Genomic DNA, 23,005 nt, shown 5'->3' with positions numbered 1-23,005 from the left:
TTTTGTGGACTCAAAGAAATACCAAACGCTTGAATGAGTTTGATGAGAGAGACTTTTAAATCCAGTTTTCCGAATTTTAAAATTTGCTTGGCGACCATAGCATTGTGGACCCACCTGATTCCATGCCGAACTCAGAAGTGAAACACAATAGCGCCGATGGTAGTGTGGGGTTTCCCCATGTGAGAGTAGGACATCGCCAGGCTTTAATTTCGACTTTGTCTAGTTTCTAGACAAGTCACCATAGAGTTCTAAGTTTTCTTAGAGTTTTATGTTGACTTTCAAAGTGGAAGGCGTATTATACGCGTCCTGCTTACGTGCTAAGGCACTGAAAGCAAAGCTCTTTAACAATTTAAACCTATCAATCTGTGTGGGCACTCGTTGATGAATATCAAAACGTTATTGGTTCTTTTTCGAAAGGGCGTAATGACAGTTACTTCGGTAACACAATGATTTCAATGAACTGAGTGACCAATACGTTTAACTACTTGTAGTTATTCGGCACAGTCAATTCATTACCATTCTGTTGGAATGGTAATAGCTTTAAAATTACATAGTAGTTTTGAAGTCAGTATTCGTTGAGTCACAAAATCTTAAATTGAAGAGTTTGATCATGGCTCAGATTGAACGCTGGCGGCAGGCCTAACACATGCAAGTCGAGCGGAAACGACACTAACAATCCTTCGGGTGCGTTAATGGGCGTCGAGCGGCGGACGGGTGAGTAATGCCTAGGAAATTGCCTTGATGTGGGGGATAACCATTGGAAACGATGGCTAATACCGCATAATGCCTACGGGCCAAAGAGGGGGATCTTCGGACCTCTCGCGTCAAGATATGCCTAGGTGGGATTAGCTAGTTGGTGAGGTAATGGCTCACCAAGGCGACGATCCCTAGCTGGTCTGAGAGGATGATCAGCCACACTGGAACTGAGACACGGTCCAGACTCCTACGGGAGGCAGCAGTGGGGAATATTGCACAATGGGCGAAAGCCTGATGCAGCCATGCCGCGTGTATGAAGAAGGCCTTCGGGTTGTAAAGTACTTTCAGTTGTGAGGAAGGGTGTGTAGTTAATAGCTGCACATCTTGACGTTAGCAACAGAAGAAGCACCGGCTAACTCCGTGCCAGCAGCCGCGGTAATACGGAGGGTGCGAGCGTTAATCGGAATTACTGGGCGTAAAGCGCATGCAGGTGGTTCATTAAGTCAGATGTGAAAGCCCGGGGCTCAACCTCGGAACTGCATTTGAAACTGGTGAACTAGAGTGCTGTAGAGGGGGGTAGAATTTCAGGTGTAGCGGTGAAATGCGTAGAGATCTGAAGGAATACCAGTGGCGAAGGCGGCCCCCTGGACAGACACTGACACTCAGATGCGAAAGCGTGGGGAGCAAACAGGATTAGATACCCTGGTAGTCCACGCCGTAAACGATGTCTACTTGGAGGTTGTGGCCTTGAGCCGTGGCTTTCGGAGCTAACGCGTTAAGTAGACCGCCTGGGGAGTACGGTCGCAAGATTAAAACTCAAATGAATTGACGGGGGCCCGCACAAGCGGTGGAGCATGTGGTTTAATTCGATGCAACGCGAAGAACCTTACCTACTCTTGACATCCAGAGAAGCCAGCGGAGACGCAGGTGTGCCTTCGGGAGCTCTGAGACAGGTGCTGCATGGCTGTCGTCAGCTCGTGTTGTGAAATGTTGGGTTAAGTCCCGCAACGAGCGCAACCCTTATCCTTGTTTGCCAGCGAGTAATGTCGGGAACTCCAGGGAGACTGCCGGTGATAAACCGGAGGAAGGTGGGGACGACGTCAAGTCATCATGGCCCTTACGAGTAGGGCTACACACGTGCTACAATGGCGCATACAGAGGGCAGCAAGCTAGCGATAGTGAGCGAATCCCAAAAAGTGCGTCGTAGTCCGGATTGGAGTCTGCAACTCGACTCCATGAAGTCGGAATCGCTAGTAATCGTGAATCAGAATGTCACGGTGAATACGTTCCCGGGCCTTGTACACACCGCCCGTCACACCATGGGAGTGGGCTGCAAAAGAAGTGGGTAGTTTAACCTTTCGGGGAGGACGCTCACCACTTTGTGGTTCATGACTGGGGTGAAGTCGTAACAAGGTAGCCCTAGGGGAACCTGGGGCTGGATCACCTCCTTATACGAAGATACTTACGATGAGTGTCCACACAGATTGATGGTTTAGATTTAGTTAAAGCCAGAGCTTTAATTAATAACGTAAGTTATTGATTAAAGCTTTTTGCTTTATGCTCTTTAACAATTTGGAAAGCTGACTGATTAACTGACTTACGAGTCATGTTAATCAAATTTAAAAGTTCTCAATGTTTACCTTTATTGGTAAACACAACAAACACATTCAAGTGTCTTGTATTCGAATCAAACGTTAGTTTGATTCACAATTGAGTCCGGCAAACAGTTATCAAGAATTAACCCTTCTTGATGACAACCAAAAACCTTGGTTAGTTGCCATACACTAAGACCCTTTCGGGTTGTATGGTTAAGTGACTAAGCGTACACGGTGGATGCCTTGGCAGTCAGAGGCGATGAAAGACGTAATAACTTGCGATAAGCCCAGATTAGGTAGTAATAACCTTTTGAGTCTGGGATTTCTGAATGGGGAAACCCACGTGCATAAGCACGTATCCTGTTGTGAATACATAGCAACAGGAGGCAAACCGGGGAACTGAAACATCTAAGTACCCCGAGGAAGAGAAATCAACCGAGATTCCGAAAGTAGCGGCGAGCGAAATTGGATTAGCCCTTAAGCTTTTAATGATGCAGGTGAAGAGTCTGGAAAGTCTCGCAATAAAGGGTGATAGCCCCGTAACCGACACATCATAATCAGTGAAATCGAGTAGGGCGGGACACGTGATATCCTGTCTGAATATGGGGGGACCATCCTCCAAGGCTAAATACTACTGACTGACCGATAGTGAACCAGTACCGTGAGGGAAAGGCGAAAAGAACCCCTGTGAGGGGAGTGAAATAGAACCTGAAACCGTGTACGTACAAGCAGTAGGAGCACCTTCGTGGTGTGACTGCGTACCTTTTGTATAATGGGTCAGCGACTTAATTTTAGTAGCAAGGTTAACCGTTTAGGGGAGCCGTAGGGAAACCGAGTCTTAACTGGGCGTACAGTTGCTAGGATTAGACCCGAAACCAGGTGATCTAGCCATGGGCAGGTTGAAGGTTGAGTAACATCAACTGGAGGACCGAACCGACTAATGTTGAAAAATTAGCGGATGACTTGTGGCTAGGGGTGAAAGGCCAATCAAACCTGGAGATAGCTGGTTCTCCCCGAAAGCTATTTAGGTAGCGCCTCGGACGAATACTACTGGGGGTAGAGCACTGTTAAGGCTAGGGGGTCATCCCGACTTACCAACCCTTTGCAAACTCCGAATACCAGTAAGTACTATCCGGGAGACACACGGCGGGTGCTAACGTCCGTCGTGGAGAGGGAAACAACCCAGACCGCCAGCTAAGGTCCCAAAGTATAGCTAAGTGGGAAACGATGTGGGAAGGCTCAGACAGCCAGGATGTTGGCTTAGAAGCAGCCATCATTTAAAGAAAGCGTAATAGCTCACTGGTCGAGTCGGCCTGCGCGGAAGATGTAACGGGGCTAAGCTATACACCGAAGCTGCGGCTACGTACCTTAGGGTATGTGGGGTAGGGGAGCGTTCTGTAAGCCGTTGAAGGTGGTCTGTAAGGGCTGCTGGAGGTATCAGAAGTGCGAATGCTGACATGAGTAACGATAAAGGGAGTGAAAAACTCCCTCGCCGGAAGACCAAGGGTTCCTGTCCAACGTTAATCGGGGCAGGGTAAGTCGACTCCTAAGGCGAGGCCGAAAGGCGTAGTCGATGGGAAACGGGTTAATATTCCCGTACTTCTTACAATTGCGATGGGGGGACGGAGAAGGCTAGGTGGGCCTGGCGACGGTTGTCCAGGTTCAAGTACGTAGGCGGAAAGTTTAGGTAAATCCGGACTTTCATTAACGCTGAGATACGATGTCGAGCTACTACGGTAGTGAAGTCATTGATGCCATGCTTCCAGGAAAAGCCTCTAAGCTTCAGATTGTAAGGAATCGTACCCCAAACCGACACAGGTGGTCGGGTAGAGAATACCAAGGCGCTTGAGAGAACTCGGGTGAAGGAACTAGGCAAAATGGTACCGTAACTTCGGGAGAAGGTACGCTCTTATCAGTGAAGTCCCTTGCGGATGGAGCAGACGAGAGTCGCAGATACCAGGTGGCTGCAACTGTTTATTAAAAACACAGCACTGTGCAAAATCGTAAGATGACGTATACGGTGTGACGCCTGCCCGGTGCCGGAAGGTTAATTGATGGGGTTAGACTTCGGTCGAAGCTCTTGATCGAAGCCCCGGTAAACGGCGGCCGTAACTATAACGGTCCTAAGGTAGCGAAATTCCTTGTCGGGTAAGTTCCGACCTGCACGAATGGCGTAATGATGGCCACGCTGTCTCCACCCGAGACTCAGTGAAATTGAAATCGCTGTGAAGATGCAGTGTACCCGCGGCTAGACGGAAAGACCCCGTGAACCTTTACTACAGCTTGGCACTGAACATTGAACCTACATGTGTAGGATAGGTGGGAGACTTTGAAACCGCGTCGCTAGATGTGGTGGAGTCGTCCTTGAAATACCACCCTTGTAGTTTTGATGTTCTAACGTCGGTCCCTGAATCGGGATTACGGACAGTGCCTGGTGGGTAGTTTGACTGGGGCGGTCTCCTCCCAAAGAGTAACGGAGGAGCACGAAGGTGGGCTAAACACGGTTGGACATCGTGTGGTTAGTGCAATGGCATAAGCCCGCTTGACTGCGAGAATGACAATTCGAGCAGGTGCGAAAGCAGGTCATAGTGATCCGGTGGTTCTGAATGGAAGGGCCATCGCTCAACGGATAAAAGGTACTCCGGGGATAACAGGCTGATACCGCCCAAGAGTTCATATCGACGGCGGTGTTTGGCACCTCGATGTCGGCTCATCACATCCTGGGGCTGAAGTCGGTCCCAAGGGTATGGCTGTTCGCCATTTAAAGTGGTACGCGAGCTGGGTTTAGAACGTCGTGAGACAGTTCGGTCCCTATCTGCCGTGGGCGTTGGAAAATTGAAAGGGGCTGCTCCTAGTACGAGAGGACCGGAGTGGACGAACCTCTGGTGTTCGGGTTGTCATGCCAATGGCATTGCCCGGTAGCTAAGTTCGGAATCGATAACCGCTGAAAGCATCTAAGCGGGAAGCGAGCCTTGAGATGAGTTTTCCCTGGCGCTATAAGCGTCCTAAAGGGTTGTCGTAGACTACGACGTTGATAGGCAGGGTGTGTAAGTGCTGCGAGGCATTGAGCTAACCTGTACTAATTGCCCGTGAGGCTTAACCATACAACACCCAAGGGGTTTTGTGGACTCAATAGAAATACCAAACGCTTGAATGAGTTTGAAGAGATATAACTTTTAAATCAGTTTTCCGAATTTTAAAATTTGCTTGGCGACCATAGCATTGTGGACCCACCTGATTCCATGCCGAACTCAGAAGTGAAACACAATAGCGCCGATGGTAGTGTGGGGTTTCCCCATGTGAGAGTAGGACATCGCCAGGCTTTAATTTCGACTTTGTCTATTTAATAGACAAGTCACCATAGAGTTCTAAGTTTTCTTAGTGTTTTATGTTGACTTTCAAAGTGGAAAGCGTATTATACGCGTCCTGCTTACGTGCTAAGGCACTGAAAGCAAAGCTCTTTAACAATTTAAACCTATCAATCTGTGTGGGCACTCGTTGATGAATATCAAAACGTTATTGGTTCTTTTTCGAAAGGGCGTAATGACAGTTACTTCGGTAACACAATGATTTCAATGAACTGAGTGACCAATACGTTTAACTACTTGTAGTTATTCGGCACAGTCAATTCATTACCATTCTGTTGGAATGGTAATAGCTTTAAAATTACATAGTAGTTTTGAAGTCAGTATTCGTTGAGTCACAAAATCTTAAATTGAAGAGTTTGATCATGGCTCAGATTGAACGCTGGCGGCAGGCCTAACACATGCAAGTCGAGCGGAAACGACATTATTGATTCTTCGGAGGATTTAATGGGCGTCGAGCGGCGGACGGGTGAGTAATGCCTAGGAAATTGCCTTGATGTGGGGGATAACCATTGGAAACGATGGCTAATACCGCATAATGCCTACGGGCCAAAGAGGGGGATCTTCGGACCTCTCGCGTCAAGATATGCCTAGGTGGGATTAGCTAGTTGGTGAGGTAATGGCTCACCAAGGCGACGATCCCTAGCTGGTCTGAGAGGATGATCAGCCACACTGGAACTGAGACACGGTCCAGACTCCTACGGGAGGCAGCAGTGGGGAATATTGCACAATGGGCGAAAGCCTGATGCAGCCATGCCGCGTGTATGAAGAAGGCCTTCGGGTTGTAAAGTACTTTCAGTTGTGAGGAAGGGTGTGTAGTTAATAGCTGCACATCTTGACGTTAGCAACAGAAGAAGCACCGGCTAACTCCGTGCCAGCAGCCGCGGTAATACGGAGGGTGCGAGCGTTAATCGGAATTACTGGGCGTAAAGCGCATGCAGGTGGTTCATTAAGTCAGATGTGAAAGCCCGGGGCTCAACCTCGGAACTGCATTTGAAACTGGTGAACTAGAGTGCTGTAGAGGGGGGTAGAATTTCAGGTGTAGCGGTGAAATGCGTAGAGATCTGAAGGAATACCAGTGGCGAAGGCGGCCCCCTGGACAGACACTGACACTCAGATGCGAAAGCGTGGGGAGCAAACAGGATTAGATACCCTGGTAGTCCACGCCGTAAACGATGTCTACTTGGAGGTTGTGGCCTTGAGCCGTGGCTTTCGGAGCTAACGCGTTAAGTAGACCGCCTGGGGAGTACGGTCGCAAGATTAAAACTCAAATGAATTGACGGGGGCCCGCACAAGCGGTGGAGCATGTGGTTTAATTCGATGCAACGCGAAGAACCTTACCTACTCTTGACATCCAGAGAAGCCAGCGGAGACGCAGGTGTGCCTTCGGGAGCTCTGAGACAGGTGCTGCATGGCTGTCGTCAGCTCGTGTTGTGAAATGTTGGGTTAAGTCCCGCAACGAGCGCAACCCTTATCCTTGTTTGCCAGCGAGTAATGTCGGGAACTCCAGGGAGACTGCCGGTGATAAACCGGAGGAAGGTGGGGACGACGTCAAGTCATCATGGCCCTTACGAGTAGGGCTACACACGTGCTACAATGGCGCATACAGAGGGCAGCAAGCTAGCGATAGTGAGCGAATCCCAAAAAGTGCGTCGTAGTCCGGATTGGAGTCTGCAACTCGACTCCATGAAGTCGGAATCGCTAGTAATCGTGAATCAGAATGTCACGGTGAATACGTTCCCGGGCCTTGTACACACCGCCCGTCACACCATGGGAGTGGGCTGCAAAAGAAGTGGGTAGTTTAACCTTTCGGGGAGGACGCTCACCACTTTGTGGTTCATGACTGGGGTGAAGTCGTAACAAGGTAGCCCTAGGGGAACCTGGGGCTGGATCACCTCCTTATACGAAGATACCACGATGAGTGTCCACACAGATTGATTAGGTTTAGAAAGTAAAAGAGACGATATTGGGTCTGTAGCTCAGCTGGTTAGAGCGCTCGCCTGATAAGCGGGAGGTCGGTGGTTCGAGTCCACTCAGACCCACCAATATCGACTAGATACCTAGATGGGGCTATAGCTCAGCTGGGAGAGCGCCTGCCTTGCACGCAGGAGGTCTGCGGTTCGATCCCGCATAGCTCCACCATCTTTAAGGGTTTTTCCTTAAGAATCTTTAAAAATGGTTTCGAAAGAAATCAAGCTCTTTAACAATTTGGAAAGCTGACTGATTGATTACTTACGAGTAATTCAATCAAATTTAAAAGTTCTCAATGTTTATCTTTATTGATAAACACAACAAACACATTCAAGTGTCTTGTATTCGAATCAATGTTTACATTGATTCACAATTGAGTCCGGCAAACAGTTATCAAGAATTAACCCTTCTTGATGACAACCAAAAACCTTGGTTAGTTGCCATACACTAAGACCCTTTCGGGTTGTATGGTTAAGTGACTAAGCGTACACGGTGGATGCCTTGGCAGTCAGAGGCGATGAAAGACGTAATAACTTGCGATAAGCCCAGATTAGGTAGTAATAACCTTTTGAGTCTGGGATTTCTGAATGGGGAAACCCACGTGCATAAGCACGTATCCTGTTGTGAATACATAGCAACAGGAGGCAAACCGGGGGAACTGAAACATCTAAGTACCCCGAGGAAGAGAAATCAACCGAGATTCCGAAAGTAGCGGCGAGCGAAATTGGATTAGCCCTTAAGCTTTTAATGATGCAGGTGAAGAGTCTGGAAAGTCTCGCAATAAAGGGTGATAGCCCCGTAACCGACACATCATAATCAGTGAAATCGAGTAGGGCGGGACACGTGATATCCTGTCTGAATATGGGGGGACCATCCTCCAAGGCTAAATACTACTGACTGACCGATAGTGAACCAGTACCGTGAGGGAAAGGCGAAAAGAACCCCTGTGAGGGGAGTGAAATAGAACCTGAAACCGTGTACGTACAAGCAGTAGGAGCACCTTCGTGGTGTGACTGCGTACCTTTTGTATAATGGGTCAGCGACTTAATTTTAGTAGCAAGGTTAACCGTTTAGGGGAGCCGTAGGGAAACCGAGTCTTAACTGGGCGTACAGTTGCTAGGATTAGACCCGAAACCAGGTGATCTAGCCATGGGCAGGTTGAAGGTTGAGTAACATCAACTGGAGGACCGAACCGACTAATGTTGAAAAATTAGCGGATGACTTGTGGCTAGGGGTGAAAGGCCAATCAAACCTGGAGATAGCTGGTTCTCCCCGAAAGCTATTTAGGTAGCGCCTCGGACGAATACTACTGGGGGTAGAGCACTGTTAAGGCTAGGGGGTCATCCCGACTTACCAACCCTTTGCAAACTCCGAATACCAGTAAGTACTATCCGGGAGACACACGGCGGGTGCTAACGTCCGTCGTGGAGAGGGAAACAACCCAGACCGCCAGCTAAGGTCCCAAAGTATAGCTAAGTGGGAAACGATGTGGGAAGGCTCAGACAGCCAGGATGTTGGCTTAGAAGCAGCCATCATTTAAAGAAAGCGTAATAGCTCACTGGTCGAGTCGGCCTGCGCGGAAGATGTAACGGGGCTAAGCTATACACCGAAGCTGCGGCTACGTACCTTAGGGTATGTGGGGTAGGGGAGCGTTCTGTAAGCCGTTGAAGGTGGTCTGTAAGGGCTGCTGGAGGTATCAGAAGTGCGAATGCTGACATGAGTAACGATAAAGGGAGTGAAAAACTCCCTCGCCGGAAGACCAAGGGTTCCTGTCCAACGTTAATCGGGGCAGGGTAAGTCGACTCCTAAGGCGAGGCCGAAAGGCGTAGTCGATGGGAAACGGGTTAATATTCCCGTACTTCTTACAATTGCGATGGGGGGACGGAGAAGGCTAGGTGGGCCTGGCGACGGTTGTCCAGGTTCAAGTATGTAGGCGGAAAGTTTAGGTAAATCCGGACTTTCTTAACGCTGAGATACGATGTCGAGCTACTACGGTAGTGAAGTCATTGATGCCATGCTTCCAGGAAAAGCCTCTAAGCTTCAGATTGTAAGGAATCGTACCCCAAACCGACACAGGTGGTCGGGTAGAGAATACCAAGGCGCTTGAGAGAACTCGGGTGAAGGAACTAGGCAAAATGGTACCGTAACTTCGGGAGAAGGTACGCTCTTATCAGTGAAGTCCCTTGCGGATGGAGCAGACGAGAGTCGCAGATACCAGGTGGCTGCAACTGTTTATTAAAAACACAGCACTGTGCAAAATCGTAAGATGACGTATACGGTGTGACGCCTGCCCGGTGCCGGAAGGTTAATTGATGGGGTTAGACTTCGGTCGAAGCTCTTGATCGAAGCCCCGGTAAACGGCGGCCGTAACTATAACGGTCCTAAGGTAGCGAAATTCCTTGTCGGGTAAGTTCCGACCTGCACGAATGGCGTAATGATGGCCACGCTGTCTCCACCCGAGACTCAGTGAAATTGAAATCGCTGTGAAGATGCAGTGTACCCGCGGCTAGACGGAAAGACCCCGTGAACCTTTACTACAGCTTGGCACTGAACATTGAACCTACATGTGTAGGATAGGTGGGAGACTTTGAAACCGCGTCGCTAGATGTGGTGGAGTCGTCCTTGAAATACCACCCTTGTAGTTTTGATGTTCTAACGTCGGTCCCTGAATCGGGATTACGGACAGTGCCTGGTGGGTAGTTTGACTGGGGCGGTCTCCTCCCAAAGAGTAACGGAGGAGCACGAAGGTGGGCTAAACACGGTTGGACATCGTGTGGTTAGTGCAATGGCATAAGCCCGCTTGACTGCGAGAATGACAATTCGAGCAGGTGCGAAAGCAGGTCATAGTGATCCGGTGGTTCTGAATGGAAGGGCCATCGCTCAACGGATAAAAGGTACTCCGGGGATAACAGGCTGATACCGCCCAAGAGTTCATATCGACGGCGGTGTTTGGCACCTCGATGTCGGCTCATCACATCCTGGGGCTGAAGTCGGTCCCAAGGGTATGGCTGTTCGCCATTTAAAGTGGTACGCGAGCTGGGTTTAGAACGTCGTGAGACAGTTCGGTCCCTATCTGCCGTGGGCGTTGGAAAATTGAAAGGGGCTGCTCCTAGTACGAGAGGACCGGAGTGGACGAACCTCTGGTGTTCGGGTTGTCATGCCAATGGCATTGCCCGGTAGCTAAGTTCGGAATCGATAACCGCTGAAAGCATCTAAGCGGGAAGCGAGCCTTGAGATGAGTTTTCCCTGGCACTATAAGTGTCCTAAAGGGTTGTCGTAGACTACGACGTTGATAGGCAGGGTGTGTAAGTGCTGCGAGGCATTGAGCTAACCTGTACTAATTGCCCGTGAGGCTTAACCATACAACACCCAAGGGGTTTTGTGGACTCAAAGACAGACCTTGAATGAGTTTGAAAGAGACTTTTAAATCAGTTTTCCGAATTTTAAAATTTGCTTGGCGACCATAGCATTGTGGACCCACCTGATTCCATGCCGAACTCAGAAGTGAAACACAATAGCGCCGATGGTAGTGTGGGGTTTCCCCATGTGAGAGTAGGACATCGCCAGGCTTTAATTTCGACTTTGTCTATTTAATAGACAAGTCACCATAGAGTTCTAAGTTTTCTTAGTGTTTTATGTTGACTTTCAAAGTGGAAAGCGTATTATACGCGTCCTGCTTACGTGCTAAGGCACTGAAAGCAAAGCTCTTTAACAATTTAAACCTATCAATCTGTGTGGGCACTCGTTGATGAATATCAAAACGTTATTACTTAGGTAATGACAGTTACTTCGGTAACAAAATGATTTCAATGAACTGAGTGACCAATACGTTTAACTACTTGTAGTTATTCGGCACAGTCAATTCATTACCATTCTGTTGGAATGGTAATAGCTTTAAAATTACACTCTTTATTTATAAAGAATAGTTTTGAAGTCAGTATTCGTTGAGTCACAAAATCTTAAATTGAAGAGTTTGATCATGGCTCAGATTGAACGCTGGCGGCAGGCCTAACACATGCAAGTCGAGCGGAAACGACAGCATTGAATCTTCGGAGGATTTGTTGGGCGTCGAGCGGCGGACGGGTGAGTAATGCCTAGGAAATTGCCTTGATGTGGGGGATAACCATTGGAAACGATGGCTAATACCGCATAATGCCTACGGGCCAAAGAGGGGGACCTTCGGGCCTCTCGCGTCAAGATATGCCTAGGTGGGATTAGCTAGTTGGTGAGGTAATGGCTCACCAAGGCGACGATCCCTAGCTGGTCTGAGAGGATGATCAGCCACACTGGAACTGAGACACGGTCCAGACTCCTACGGGAGGCAGCAGTGGGGAATATTGCACAATGGGCGAAAGCCTGATGCAGCCATGCCGCGTGTATGAAGAAGGCCTTCGGGTTGTAAAGTACTTTCAGTTGTGAGGAAGGGTGTGTAGTTAATAGCTGCACATCTTGACGTTAGCAACAGAAGAAGCACCGGCTAACTCCGTGCCAGCAGCCGCGGTAATACGGAGGGTGCGAGCGTTAATCGGAATTACTGGGCGTAAAGCGCATGCAGGTGGTTCATTAAGTCAGATGTGAAAGCCCGGGGCTCAACCTCGGAACTGCATTTGAAACTGGTGAACTAGAGTGCTGTAGAGGGGGGTAGAATTTCAGGTGTAGCGGTGAAATGCGTAGAGATCTGAAGGAATACCAGTGGCGAAGGCGGCCCCCTGGACAGACACTGACACTCAGATGCGAAAGCGTGGGGAGCAAACAGGATTAGATACCCTGGTAGTCCACGCCGTAAACGATGTCTACTTGGAGGTTGTGGCCTTGAGCCGTGGCTTTCGGAGCTAACGCGTTAAGTAGACCGCCTGGGGAGTACGGTCGCAAGATTAAAACTCAAATGAATTGACGGGGGCCCGCACAAGCGGTGGAGCATGTGGTTTAATTCGATGCAACGCGAAGAACCTTACCTACTCTTGACATCCAGAGAAGCCAGCGGAGACGCAGGTGTGCCTTCGGGAACTCTGAGACAGGTGCTGCATGGCTGTCGTCAGCTCGTGTTGTGAAATGTTGGGTTAAGTCCCGCAACGAGCGCAACCCTTATCCTTGTTTGCCAGCGAGTAATGTCGGGAACTCCAGGGAGACTGCCGGTGATAAACCGGAGGAAGGTGGGGACGACGTCAAGTCATCATGGCCCTTACGAGTAGGGCTACACACGTGCTACAATGGCGCATACAGAGGGCAGCAAGCTAGCGATAGTGAGCGAATCCCAAAAAGTGCGTCGTAGTCCGGATTGGAGTCTGCAACTCGACTCCATGAAGTCGGAATCGCTAGTAATCGTGAATCAGAATGTCACGGTGAATACGTTCCCGGGCCTTGTACACACCGCCCGTCACACCATGGGAGTGGGCTGCAAAAGAAGTGGGTAGTTTAACCTTTCGGGGAGGACGCTCACCACTTTGTGGTTCATGACTGGGGTGAAGTCGTAACAAGGTAGCCCTAGGGGAACCTGGGGCTGGATCACCTCCTTATACGAAGATACTTACGATGAGTGTCCACACAGATTGATTAGGTTTAGAAAAGTAAAGAGACGAAGAACTCCCAAGTTCTTCAATATCCAGTGTCCCGTTCGTCTAGAGGCCTAGGACACCGCCCTTTCACGGCGGTAACAGGGGTTCGACTCCCCTACGGGATACCATTGGGTCGTTAGCTCAGTTGGTAGAGCAGTTGACTTTTAATCAATTGGTCGCAGGTTCGAATCCTGCACGACCCACCATTCTTTCTCCGCGAAGGAATTAAAACTATCGTGGGCGATTAGCTCAGTTGGGAGAGCACCTGCCTTACAAGCAGGGGGTCACTGGTTCGAGCCCGGTATCGCCCACCATTCTCTAAATATTCTTGGTTATAGTCATATCCAAACCACTTCTTTTGTCGTTGGTTGGTGCATTTGACCCTGAGAGTCTTTAGAAAATGTGAATTTTAGAACACTGGTTCTTAAAGTCTCATGCTCTTTAACAATTTGGAAAGCTGACTGATTGATTACTTACGAGTAATTCAATCAAATTTAAAAGTTCTCAATGTTTACCTTTATTGGTAAACACAACAAACACATTCAAGTGTCTTGTATTCGAATCAAACGTTAGTTTGATTCACAATTGAGTCCGGCAAACAGTTATCAAGAATTAACCCTTCTTGATGACAACCAAAAACCTTGGTTAGTTGCCATACACTAAGACCCTTTCGGGTTGTATGGTTAAGTGACTAAGCGTACACGGTGGATGCCTTGGCAGTCAGAGGCGATGAAAGACGTAATAACTTGCGATAAGCCCAGATTAGGTAGTAATAACCTTTTGAGTCTGGGATTTCTGAATGGGGAAACCCACGTGCACAAGCACGTATCCTGCTGTGAATACATAGCAACAGGAGGCAAACCGGGGGAACTGAAACATCTAAGTACCCCGAGGAAGAGAAATCAACCGAGATTCCGAAAGTAGCGGCGAGCGAAATTGGATTAGCCCTTAAGCTTTTAATGATGCAGGTGAAGAGTCTGGAAAGTCTCGCAATAAAGGGTGATAGCCCCGTAACCGACACATCATAATCAGTGAAATCGAGTAGGGCGGGACACGTGATATCCTGTCTGAATATGGGGGGACCATCCTCCAAGGCTAAATACTACTGACTGACCGATAGTGAACCAGTACCGTGAGGGAAAGGCGAAAAGAACCCCTGTGAGGGGAGTGAAATAGAACCTGAAACCGTGTACGTACAAGCAGTAGGAGCACCTTCGTGGTGTGACTGCGTACCTTTTGTATAATGGGTCAGCGACTTAATTTTAGTAGCAAGGTTAACCGTTTAGGGGAGCCGTAGGGAAACCGAGTCTTAACTGGGCGTACAGTTGCTAGGATTAGACCCGAAACCAGGTGATCTAGCCATGGGCAGGTTGAAGGTTGAGTAACATCAACTGGAGGACCGAACCGACTAATGTTGAAAAATTAGCGGATGACTTGTGGCTAGGGGTGAAAGGCCAATCAAACCTGGAGATAGCTGGTTCTCCCCGAAAGCTATTTAGGTAGCGCCTCGGACGAATACTACTGGGGGTAGAGCACTGTTAAGGCTAGGGGGTCATCCCGACTTACCAACCCTTTGCAAACTCCGAATACCAGTAAGTACTATCCGGGAGACACACGGCGGGTGCTAACGTCCGTCGTGGAGAGGGAAACAACCCAGACCGCCAGCTAAGGTCCCAAAGTATAGCTAAGTGGGAAACGATGTGGGAAGGCTCAGACAGCCAGGATGTTGGCTTAGAAGCAGCCATCATTTAAAGAAAGCGTAATAGCTCACTGGTCGAGTCGGCCTGCGCGGAAGATGTAACGGGGCTAAGCTATACACCGAAGCTGCGGCTACGTACCTTAGGGTATGTGGGGTAGGGGAGCGTTCTGTAAGCCGTTGAAGGTGGTCTGTAAGGGCTGCTGGAGGTATCAGAAGTGCGAATGCTGACATGAGTAACGATAAAGGGAGTGAAAAACTCCCTCGCCGGAAGACCAAGGGTTCCTGTCCAACGTTAATCGGGGCAGGGTAAGTCGACTCCTAAGGCGAGGCCGAAAGGCGTAGTCGATGGGAAACGGGTTAATATTCCCGTACTTCTTACAATTGCGATGGGGGGACGGAGAAGGCTAGGTGGGCCTGGCGACGGTTGTCCAGGTTCAAGTACGTAGGCGGAAAGTTTAGGTAAATCCGGACTTTCATTAACGCTGAGATACGATGTCGAGCTACTACGGTAGTGAAGTCATTGATGCCATGCTTCCAGGAAAAGCCTCTAAGCTTCAGATTGTAAGGAATCGTACCCCAAACCGACACAGGTGGTCGGGTAGAGAATACCAAGGCGCTTGAGAGAACTCGGGTGAAGGAACTAGGCAAAATGGTACCGTAACTTCGGGAGAAGGTACGCTCTTATCAGTGAAGTCCCTTGCGGATGGAGCAGACGAGAGTCGCAGATACCAGGTGGCTGCAACTGTTTATTAAAAACACAGCACTGTGCAAAATCGTAAGATGACGTATACGGTGTGACGCCTGCCCGGTGCCGGAAGGTTAATTGATGGGGTTAGACTTCGGTCGAAGCTCTTGATCGAAGCCCCGGTAAACGGCGGCCGTAACTATAACGGTCCTAAGGTAGCGAAATTCCTTGTCGGGTAAGTTCCGACCTGCACGAATGGCGTAATGATGGCCACGCTGTCTCCACCCGAGACTCAGTGAAATTGAAATCGCTGTGAAGATGCAGTGTACCCGCGGCTAGACGGAAAGACCCCGTGAACCTTTACTACAGCTTGGCACTGAACATTGAACCTACATGTGTAGGATAGGTGGGAGACTTTGAAACCGCGTCGCTAGATGTGGTGGAGTCGTCCTTGAAATACCACCCTTGTAGTTTTGATGTTCTAACGTCGGTCCCTGAATCGGGATTACGGACAGTGCCTGGTGGGTAGTTTGACTGGGGCGGTCTCCTCCCAAAGAGTAACGGAGGAGCACGAAGGTGGGCTAAACACGGTTGGACATCGTGTGGTTAGTGCAATGGCATAAGCCCGCTTGACTGCGAGAATGACAATTCGAGCAGGTGCGAAAGCAGGTCATAGTGATCCGGTGGTTCTGAATGGAAGGGCTATCGCTCAACGGATAAAAGGTACTCCGGGGATAACAGGCTGATACCGCCCAAGAGTTCATATCGACGGCGGTGTTTGGCACCTCGATGTCGGCTCATCACATCCTGGGGCTGAAGTCGGTCCCAAGGGTATGGCTGTTCGCCATTTAAAGTGGTACGCGAGCTGGGTTTAGAACGTCGTGAGACAGTTCGGTCCCTATCTGCCGTGGGCGTTGGAAAATTGAAAGGGGCTGCTCCTAGTACGAGAGGACCGGAGTGGACGAACCTCTGGTGTTCGGGTTGTCATGCCAATGGCATTGCCCGGTAGCTAAGTTCGGAATCGATAACCGCTGAAAGCATCTAAGCGGGAAGCGAGCCTTGAGATGAGTTTTCCCTGGCGCTATAAGCGTCCTAAAGGGTTGTCGTAGACTACGACGTTGATAGGCAGGGTGTGTAAGTGCTGCGAGGCATTGAGCTAACCTGTACTAATTGCCCGTGAGGCTTAACCATACAACACCCAAGGGGTTTTGTGGACTCAATAGAAATACCAAACGCTTGAATGAGTTTGAAGAGATATAACTTTTAAATCAGTTTTCCGAATTTTAAAATTTGCTTGGCGACCATAGCATTGTGGACCCACCTGATTCCATGCCGAACTCAGAAGTGAAACACAATAGCGCCGATGGTAGTGTGGGGTTTCCCCATGTGAGAGTAGGACATCGCCAGGCTTTAAATTAAATCTTTAGGTTGACCGACCTGGAGATATGGACGCTCACTTAGTGAGTTGACCACTGCGGAGTGGTAGTTCAGTTGGTTAGAATACCGGCCTGTCACGCCGGGGGTCGCGGGTTCGAGTCCCGTCCACTCCGCCACTTATTAGAGAAGCCCTGCTAGAAATAGCAGGGCTTTTTTACATTTGAAGAAAAGAGTTTTGCTTGTAGATTGTATGAGTGCTGAAAAGGCATAAGGCATCGAGACCCTACACTTCACGCTATTCCGGCACATATTAGAAAGCCTAGTCTGACGACTAGGCTTTCGTCGTTTCTGAGATGTGAGTTTTAGCTCTTAGTTACTACAACCCCCCATAAAGGTTGCTCATGGCCGGTAATTCTCGAATCGAATCAACCATAGGTTAGAAAGCCTGGTTAGAAATCGTAGAGCTTTTTTACACTTTTAGGTTTTGCTATGTCGGTTAGGTTTAGTCTTGGGAAATAAACTTCTTCGGAGCACTAGGGGTACAATTGGCAAGAAGCCTAGTGAGGAATAGTAAGGTTTGTTGTTTTGTAAGGTAGACTGCGATTCGAGATCCAACTAGCCTGCTAGCTGTCTCTTGGCCTATTAGTGAATATTGCTAGGGTGGTAGGTTTGGTATCTGGCGGTAGGTATATTACTTGAACTCTGATTTGAAGTTGTAATCTCGGTACTTATATTCTCTGTGAGGAAACTTAAACTGAACCCTGGCTAAATATAAGTAGCTGGTGCCTCGTTCTATAAGGTGGCAACTGTAACTAATCTGATGTATCAAGCTTCTCTGGTTCTCACATACGACTCATATCTCGTTATTCCACTCCTATGTATGCTTTTTGAATATCTCATCAGAGAATTGCCAAGAGTTATCTTGTGAGTAGGTATTAGTAGATTTTGGATGGGTAACTTCAGAAGCGATATAGGCTCTTGGGGTTAAGCCTGAGGTTCTAATGTAGATATAAAAATGCCCAGCGATTGCTAGGCATTTAAACAATTTTAAATACAACGATTTAGAGTATTTGTTTAAGAACTCTGTCTGCTTTAACTCGAGTGATCTTTCGAATTAGTTTCTGTACTTCCATTGGATAGCTATCTACTTTATCTAACTGTTTATAAGTGCAAATAAGCTGTGTGTGCTGAACAATATTATCAACCTCAGCTTGGAATTTATCCGTTAGATGATGGTAGTTATCTTGGATGAATATGCCATTCTCTAAGTCTAATTTCCATGCGCGCGGGTTTAGGTTGTTACCTGTTAGCAGCATGTAGCGCTTATCAACCCAAATGCCCTTTAAATGGAAGCTGTTGGAATCGTGTTGCCAAAGTCGGATAGACAGGTTACGACTTGCTATATTTGCTTCATTAGCCTTCGCGAATCGACGGAGGTTCAATTCGTATAAGTAAGGCAATCCACCGATCGTTTTAAATTCTTCTTCCGGTGAGATAAAGAAATCATTTGCTGTTTTATCGCCGACAACAATCGTGACCTTGACGCCACGCTTAAGTGCTTTCTTCACTTCCTTCGCTAGGCTTGGTGGAAAATTGAAATATGGCGTACAAATGAAAATCTCATCTTTAGCCTGAGCAACCAGTTGGTTAATTCCTTGATTTAGGCGATTACGTCTCTTACCTATACCAACTAAAGGAGTTACAGCAACTTGATCTGCCGAGACTTCTTGAGAATCGAATTTGTATTGAGAGCGTGCTAACGATGCTCTGAATTGACGGATTGCTGGCTTTAACTCTTTAGTTAGTGGTTTGTTCTTATCAGCAAGATCATAAACAGCGATGTCTGAGATCATTTGTTCTTGGATATAGGAGAACATTGAGTCAGCAAGTGTTGCGTTGTTTAAAACATGGTAGCGATCGAAACGGTAACGATCATGATAACCTAAATAGATATTGTTAAGGCTAGCACCGCTGTATATGACGCTGTCATCGACAATAAAGCCTTTTAGATGCAATACACCAAACACTTCCTTGCCACGAACAGGAATGCCATAAACAGGAACGGTGTGCTGGTATTTATCTGCAAACTCTTTGTACATTGCTGCATTGCCCTCAGAGGACTCCGCACCAATCAATCCACGTTGAGCTCTATGCCAATCGACACAAACGCTCACGTCTAATTCTGGGTTCTTTTGTTTTGCTTCGTATAAGGCAGTTAGGATCTCACGGCCAGCGTCATCATCTTCAAGATACAGAGCAACTAAACTAATACGAGTAGTTGCACGAGATATCTCATCAAGTAAGCGAGTTCGGAACTCATGCGCTGATAGCAGTACTTCAAACTTGTCAGGATTCTGCGCTATGGTTGGCAACTGTATGAATGGATTCCTACTAGCAATCATATTGACTGTTTTACCTTAAAAATATGCAAAATTGCGAACCTTCAATTTTACCAAAGGGATAGCATCAAATACTAGATAATCGAGTCATTCTCTAACAATTTTGCTGATAATGCATAGGAATGAGATCTTTTCCGCTATTCGAATAGCGCTCATATAAGACTCTCAAACCATTTGGTAGTTCATTGGGATCGATTTGTATGAATTGATGACGATTGTAGAAATTAGTCAGATGGGAATACGCGAAGCAATAATCTTTTTCCGTCAGCGTGTGAAGAACACAATAATCCATTAGCTGTGAACCTAATCGCTTGCCGCGGTATTCCTTAGAGATAGCCATTCCGGTAAGTAAGCGTGCATCTTCTATCGTTCGAAAGCGAACTACACCACGTAACTGTCCATCTAGTTCTAATGAGTAGATTTGTTCGCTTTTGTTGGCTTTACCTGTTGGGTAATGCTCTTTGTAAAAACGCTTAACGAGGGGAACCTTTACGGGGTCTAATTGAGTAATGATGACATTGTTCATTCAGTCACTGCGCCATTTGTTTATCTGCGTTAGAATGTCGGCAGTGTAATTTAATTAAATATCGCCATGCAATCTTATCTCAATGCTAGCTTAAAAAATGTTCATACTTTTTCGATCGAACAGACTTGTGATGTACTTGTCGAAGTTTCCTCTGTTGATGAACTCATCTCCGTATATCAAGACCCTCAATGGTCAGCCTTGCCTAAATTAATGCTCGGGAAAGGCAGTAATATGCTCTTTACTGAACACTTTTCGGGCTTGGTCATTATTAATCGATTAAGTGGTATTGAGTTAACAGAAAGCTCAGAAAGTTACTCTCTACATGTATCTGGTGGGGAAGATTGGCCTAGCCTTGTTGAGTGGAGTGTTGACCATGGACTGGGTGGTTTAGAGAACTTAGCCATGATCCCAGGCTGTTCTGGCTCTGCGCCAATTCAGAATATCGGTGCGTATGGTGTTGAACTACAAGATGTATGTGAATACGTTGATATTCTTTGTCTGGATACTTATACAGTTAAGCGACTAAGCAAAGATGAATGTCTATTTGGTTATCGAGATTCTATTTTTAAGCATGCTCTTTACGGCAAAGCGATTGTTGTGGCGATTGGCTTAACATTAGCTAAAGAGTGGAAACCATGTAACCACTATGGTCCGCTTAAAAGTTTACCCACAGAAACACTTTCTCCTCGTTCTATATACGATGAAGTGTGTGCTATACGCTCAAGTAAGCTACCAGACCCATCCGTGCAAGGTAATGCTGGAAGTTTCTTTAAAAACCCCGTGATCACCAAAGATCATTTTGATCGGTTGTCTGCGTTATTCCCAAACATCGTCGGTTACGAGAGTAACGACATGATCAAAGTTGCTGCTGGGTGGCTCATTGATCAATGCCAGTTTAAAGGTGTGATTGAAGGTGGCGCTCAAGTTCATCCAAACCAAGCTTTAGTTATTATCAATTATGATGAAGCGTCTGCTGTGGATATCCTCAAACTTGCAGCACGAGTACGTCAAGCTGTTCTGGACAAGTTCGATATTCCATTGGAGCACGAAGTTCGCTTTATGGGCCAAGACAGTGAGACAAACTTAGACAAGGCTTTGGAGGCCATGGCATGAGAGAACACAGTACCAAGCTCACATTGCTAAAATGTCTTGCTGATGGCGAGTTTCATTCTGGTGAAGATCTTGGTGAAATGATTGGTGTGTCGAGAGCCGCTATCAGCAAACATATTAAAGGTATTCAAGAGTGGGGTTTGGATATCTATCGAGTGCAAGGTAAGGGATATAAGTTAGCCAGTCGTTTGGATATGCTCGATCAGGAGAGGTTGTCTGCTGTTAGCCGTGGTGCTTCTCTGGAGTTGATTCCAATCATAGGTTCAACAAACCAACATCTGTTAGAACGTACCAGCACCATTGAGTCAGGTTCAGTCTGTGTTGCTGAATATCAAGCCGCAGGTCGTGGACGTCGTGGGCGTGAATGGGTATCGCCATTCGGTGCCAATCTATACCTTTCAATGTACTGGAGGCTCGATGCCGGTCTGGCTGCGGCTATGGGACTGAGTCTTGTGGTTGGTGTTGCCGTTGTAGAGGCGTTGGAGGATATGGGGGTTGAAGGCGTTAAACTAAAGTGGCCGAACGACCTTTATCATAATGATAAGAAGCTCGCAGGCATCTTAGTAGAGCTGTCAGGGCAATCGGGTGGGGCTGCTCATATTGTGATTGGTTTGGGGCTTAATCTATCGATGGATCCCGCAACATCAGGTATTGGCCAGCCGTGGACTTCTCTCAAAGAAGTGTGTGATGGGAAAGTGCCAGATCGTAATGACTTAGCTCAGGCTTTGATTAATGCTTGGGACAAGTCGCTCGTCGACTATGAATTGAAAGGAATGTCCAATTTTGTCGAACGCTGGAATCGTTTAGATAACTTCTTAGGTCGCAACGTTAGACTGATCATTGGACCTAGAGAAATTGAAGGTGTAGTACAAGGTATCGATGAACAAGGTGCCGTATTACTCAAAACTGAGAACGGTGTCGAGAGCTATATCGGTGGAGAGATATCCCTAAGAAAAGGGGACTAAGAGGTTACTACTTTCTTAGTAACACTTCCTCAACCATATGATCAGCGCCTTTGCGTAAAATCAGGTGAGCTCTTTCTCTGGTCGGAAGGATATTTTGCTCTAGGTTCAAACCATTGATTGATTGCCAAATACCTTCAGCTTTTTCTTTAGCAGCTAGATCTGACAATTTAGTGTAATGCCCGAAGTATGACCCCGGTTTAGCGAAGGCACCTTCACGAAACTTCATAAAACGATTTACATACCATTGTTGAATTTGAGCGCTTTCGGCATCGACATACAACGAGAAGTCGAGGAAGTCTGAAATAAAGACTCTATGAGGCTCATGTGGGTAATTCATACCACTTTGTAAAACGTTGAGCCCTTCAATAATGAGCACATCGGGTAAGTCGACCTCTTTTACTTCCTTGGTAATGTTGTAGGTGAGGTGAGAGTACACGGGGGCTGTCACATTACGCTTACATGCCTTTACGTCTGAAACAAAGTTGACTAGCGCTTTAATATCATAAGACTCAGGGAACCCTTTCTTACTCATTAGGCCTTTTTCTTGCAGCACCTCATTTGGATACAAAAAGCCATCTGTCGTAACTAGCTCAACTTTAGGGTGGTTGTCCCAACGAGATAACAGAGCTTTGAGTAGACGAGCGGTTGTACTTTTACCTACCGCCACGCTGCCAGCGATGCCAATGATGAAGGGTGGTGCAGTCTCTTTCTTATCCAGAAATTGATGAAGTACTGAGTTTCTATTTTGTCGAGCGGCCACATAGAGGTTCAACAGACGAGATAACGGTAGGTAAATCTCTACAGCTTCTTCCATAGTCAGCTTTTCATTGATGCCTTGAAGCTCTTTCAAATCGCTCTCAGAAAGTGTCATCGGAACTAAATTCCTTAGTTCAGACCACTGCGCGCGGTCAAATGACATAAATGGGCTCATACAAAACTCTATAGTGGATAACAAAACAAGTGCATGGAAAATACATCAAGCGATAGATAAATTAAATATCTTCCTTTACTAGATGCGGATTAAAGGCAGAAACCTTGAGCTAAATAACCGTATATATGAAT

General features: G+C 47.4%; 5 protein-coding genes, 6 tRNA genes and 10 rRNA genes. 18 read left to right on the top strand and 3 right to left on the bottom strand.

What is annotated here, in order from left to right:
* The first annotated feature begins 86 nt into the window (after positions 1-86).
* From rrf (AC3CKG_RS15615) to AC3CKG_RS15540, 16 genes are all read left to right on the top strand, one after another.
* Positions 87-202, top strand: a 5S ribosomal RNA gene (gene rrf, locus AC3CKG_RS15615).
* Positions 203-592: 390 nt separating this feature from the next.
* Positions 593-2,147, top strand: a 16S ribosomal RNA gene (locus tag AC3CKG_RS15610).
* 355 nt (positions 2,148-2,502) lie between these two features.
* Positions 2,503-5,395: ribosomal RNA gene (locus AC3CKG_RS15605) — 23S ribosomal RNA — on the top strand.
* A 102-nt stretch (positions 5,396-5,497) separates the two neighbouring features.
* Positions 5,498-5,613: ribosomal RNA gene (rrf, locus tag AC3CKG_RS15600) — 5S ribosomal RNA — on the top strand.
* 390 nt (positions 5,614-6,003) lie between these two features.
* Positions 6,004-7,558, top strand: a 16S ribosomal RNA gene (locus AC3CKG_RS15595).
* A gap of 66 nt (positions 7,559-7,624) precedes the next feature.
* Positions 7,625-7,701: transfer RNA gene (locus AC3CKG_RS15590), tRNA-Ile, on the top strand.
* A 21-nt stretch (positions 7,702-7,722) separates the two neighbouring features.
* A tRNA-Ala gene (locus tag AC3CKG_RS15585) sits at positions 7,723-7,798 on the top strand.
* Between the two features lie 298 nt (positions 7,799-8,096).
* Positions 8,097-10,989, top strand: a 23S ribosomal RNA gene (locus AC3CKG_RS15580).
* A gap of 91 nt (positions 10,990-11,080) precedes the next feature.
* Positions 11,081-11,196: ribosomal RNA gene (rrf, locus tag AC3CKG_RS15575) — 5S ribosomal RNA — on the top strand.
* 392 nt (positions 11,197-11,588) lie between these two features.
* A 16S ribosomal RNA gene (locus AC3CKG_RS15570) occupies positions 11,589-13,143 on the top strand.
* Positions 13,144-13,234: 91 nt separating this feature from the next.
* Positions 13,235-13,310, top strand: a tRNA-Glu gene (locus tag AC3CKG_RS15565).
* Between the two features lie 2 nt (positions 13,311-13,312).
* Positions 13,313-13,388, top strand: a tRNA-Lys gene (locus tag AC3CKG_RS15560).
* Between the two features lie 32 nt (positions 13,389-13,420).
* Positions 13,421-13,496 (top strand) — tRNA-Val (locus AC3CKG_RS15555).
* Positions 13,497-13,863: 367 nt separating this feature from the next.
* Positions 13,864-16,757 (top strand): 23S ribosomal RNA (locus AC3CKG_RS15550).
* Between the two features lie 102 nt (positions 16,758-16,859).
* Positions 16,860-16,975, top strand: a 5S ribosomal RNA gene (rrf, locus tag AC3CKG_RS15545).
* The 16S, 23S and 5S rRNA genes sit together here with 6 tRNA genes alongside, the layout of an rRNA operon.
* 67 nt (positions 16,976-17,042) lie before the next feature.
* A tRNA-Asp gene (locus tag AC3CKG_RS15540) sits at positions 17,043-17,119 on the top strand.
* A gap of 885 nt (positions 17,120-18,004) precedes the next feature.
* On the opposite strand, the gene pssA is transcribed toward AC3CKG_RS15540, so the two are convergent.
* Positions 18,005-19,345: a CDP-diacylglycerol--serine O-phosphatidyltransferase gene (pssA, locus tag AC3CKG_RS15535; RefSeq protein WP_488528555.1), complete on the bottom strand. Its 1,341-nt coding sequence runs from the start codon at positions 19,343-19,345 to the stop codon at positions 18,005-18,007.
* 91 nt (positions 19,346-19,436) lie between these two features.
* Complete coding sequence (locus tag AC3CKG_RS15530; RefSeq protein ID WP_102536499.1) at positions 19,437-19,868, bottom strand: GNAT family N-acetyltransferase; 432 nt, start codon at positions 19,866-19,868, stop codon at positions 19,437-19,439.
* 66 nt (positions 19,869-19,934) lie between these two features.
* Between AC3CKG_RS15530 and murB the strand changes: the two genes are divergently transcribed.
* Both murB and birA read left to right on the top strand, forming a co-directional pair.
* Positions 19,935-20,981: a UDP-N-acetylmuramate dehydrogenase gene (gene murB / locus AC3CKG_RS15525; RefSeq protein WP_488528554.1), complete on the top strand. Its 1,047-nt coding sequence runs from the start codon at positions 19,935-19,937 to the stop codon at positions 20,979-20,981.
* Entirely contained in the window at positions 20,978-21,943 is a 966-nt protein-coding gene (birA, locus tag AC3CKG_RS15520; protein ID WP_488528553.1) for a bifunctional biotin--[acetyl-CoA-carboxylase] ligase/biotin operon repressor BirA, read from the top strand. The genes murB and birA overlap by 4 nt, the downstream gene beginning before the upstream one ends.
* 7 nt (positions 21,944-21,950) lie before the next feature.
* Here the strand turns inward: birA and coaA are convergent, their stop codons facing one another.
* Positions 21,951-22,874, bottom strand: a complete 924-nt coding sequence (gene coaA, locus AC3CKG_RS15515) for a type I pantothenate kinase (protein ID WP_017108613.1) — start codon at positions 22,872-22,874, stop codon at positions 21,951-21,953.
* Positions 22,875-23,005: the final 131 nt, after the last annotated feature.

This window comes from Vibrio sp. QJM3NY_15 (assembly GCF_057785995.1).
Note: the sequence above shows the minus strand (reverse complement) of the source record. Positions and strands in the feature narration are given on the sequence as shown.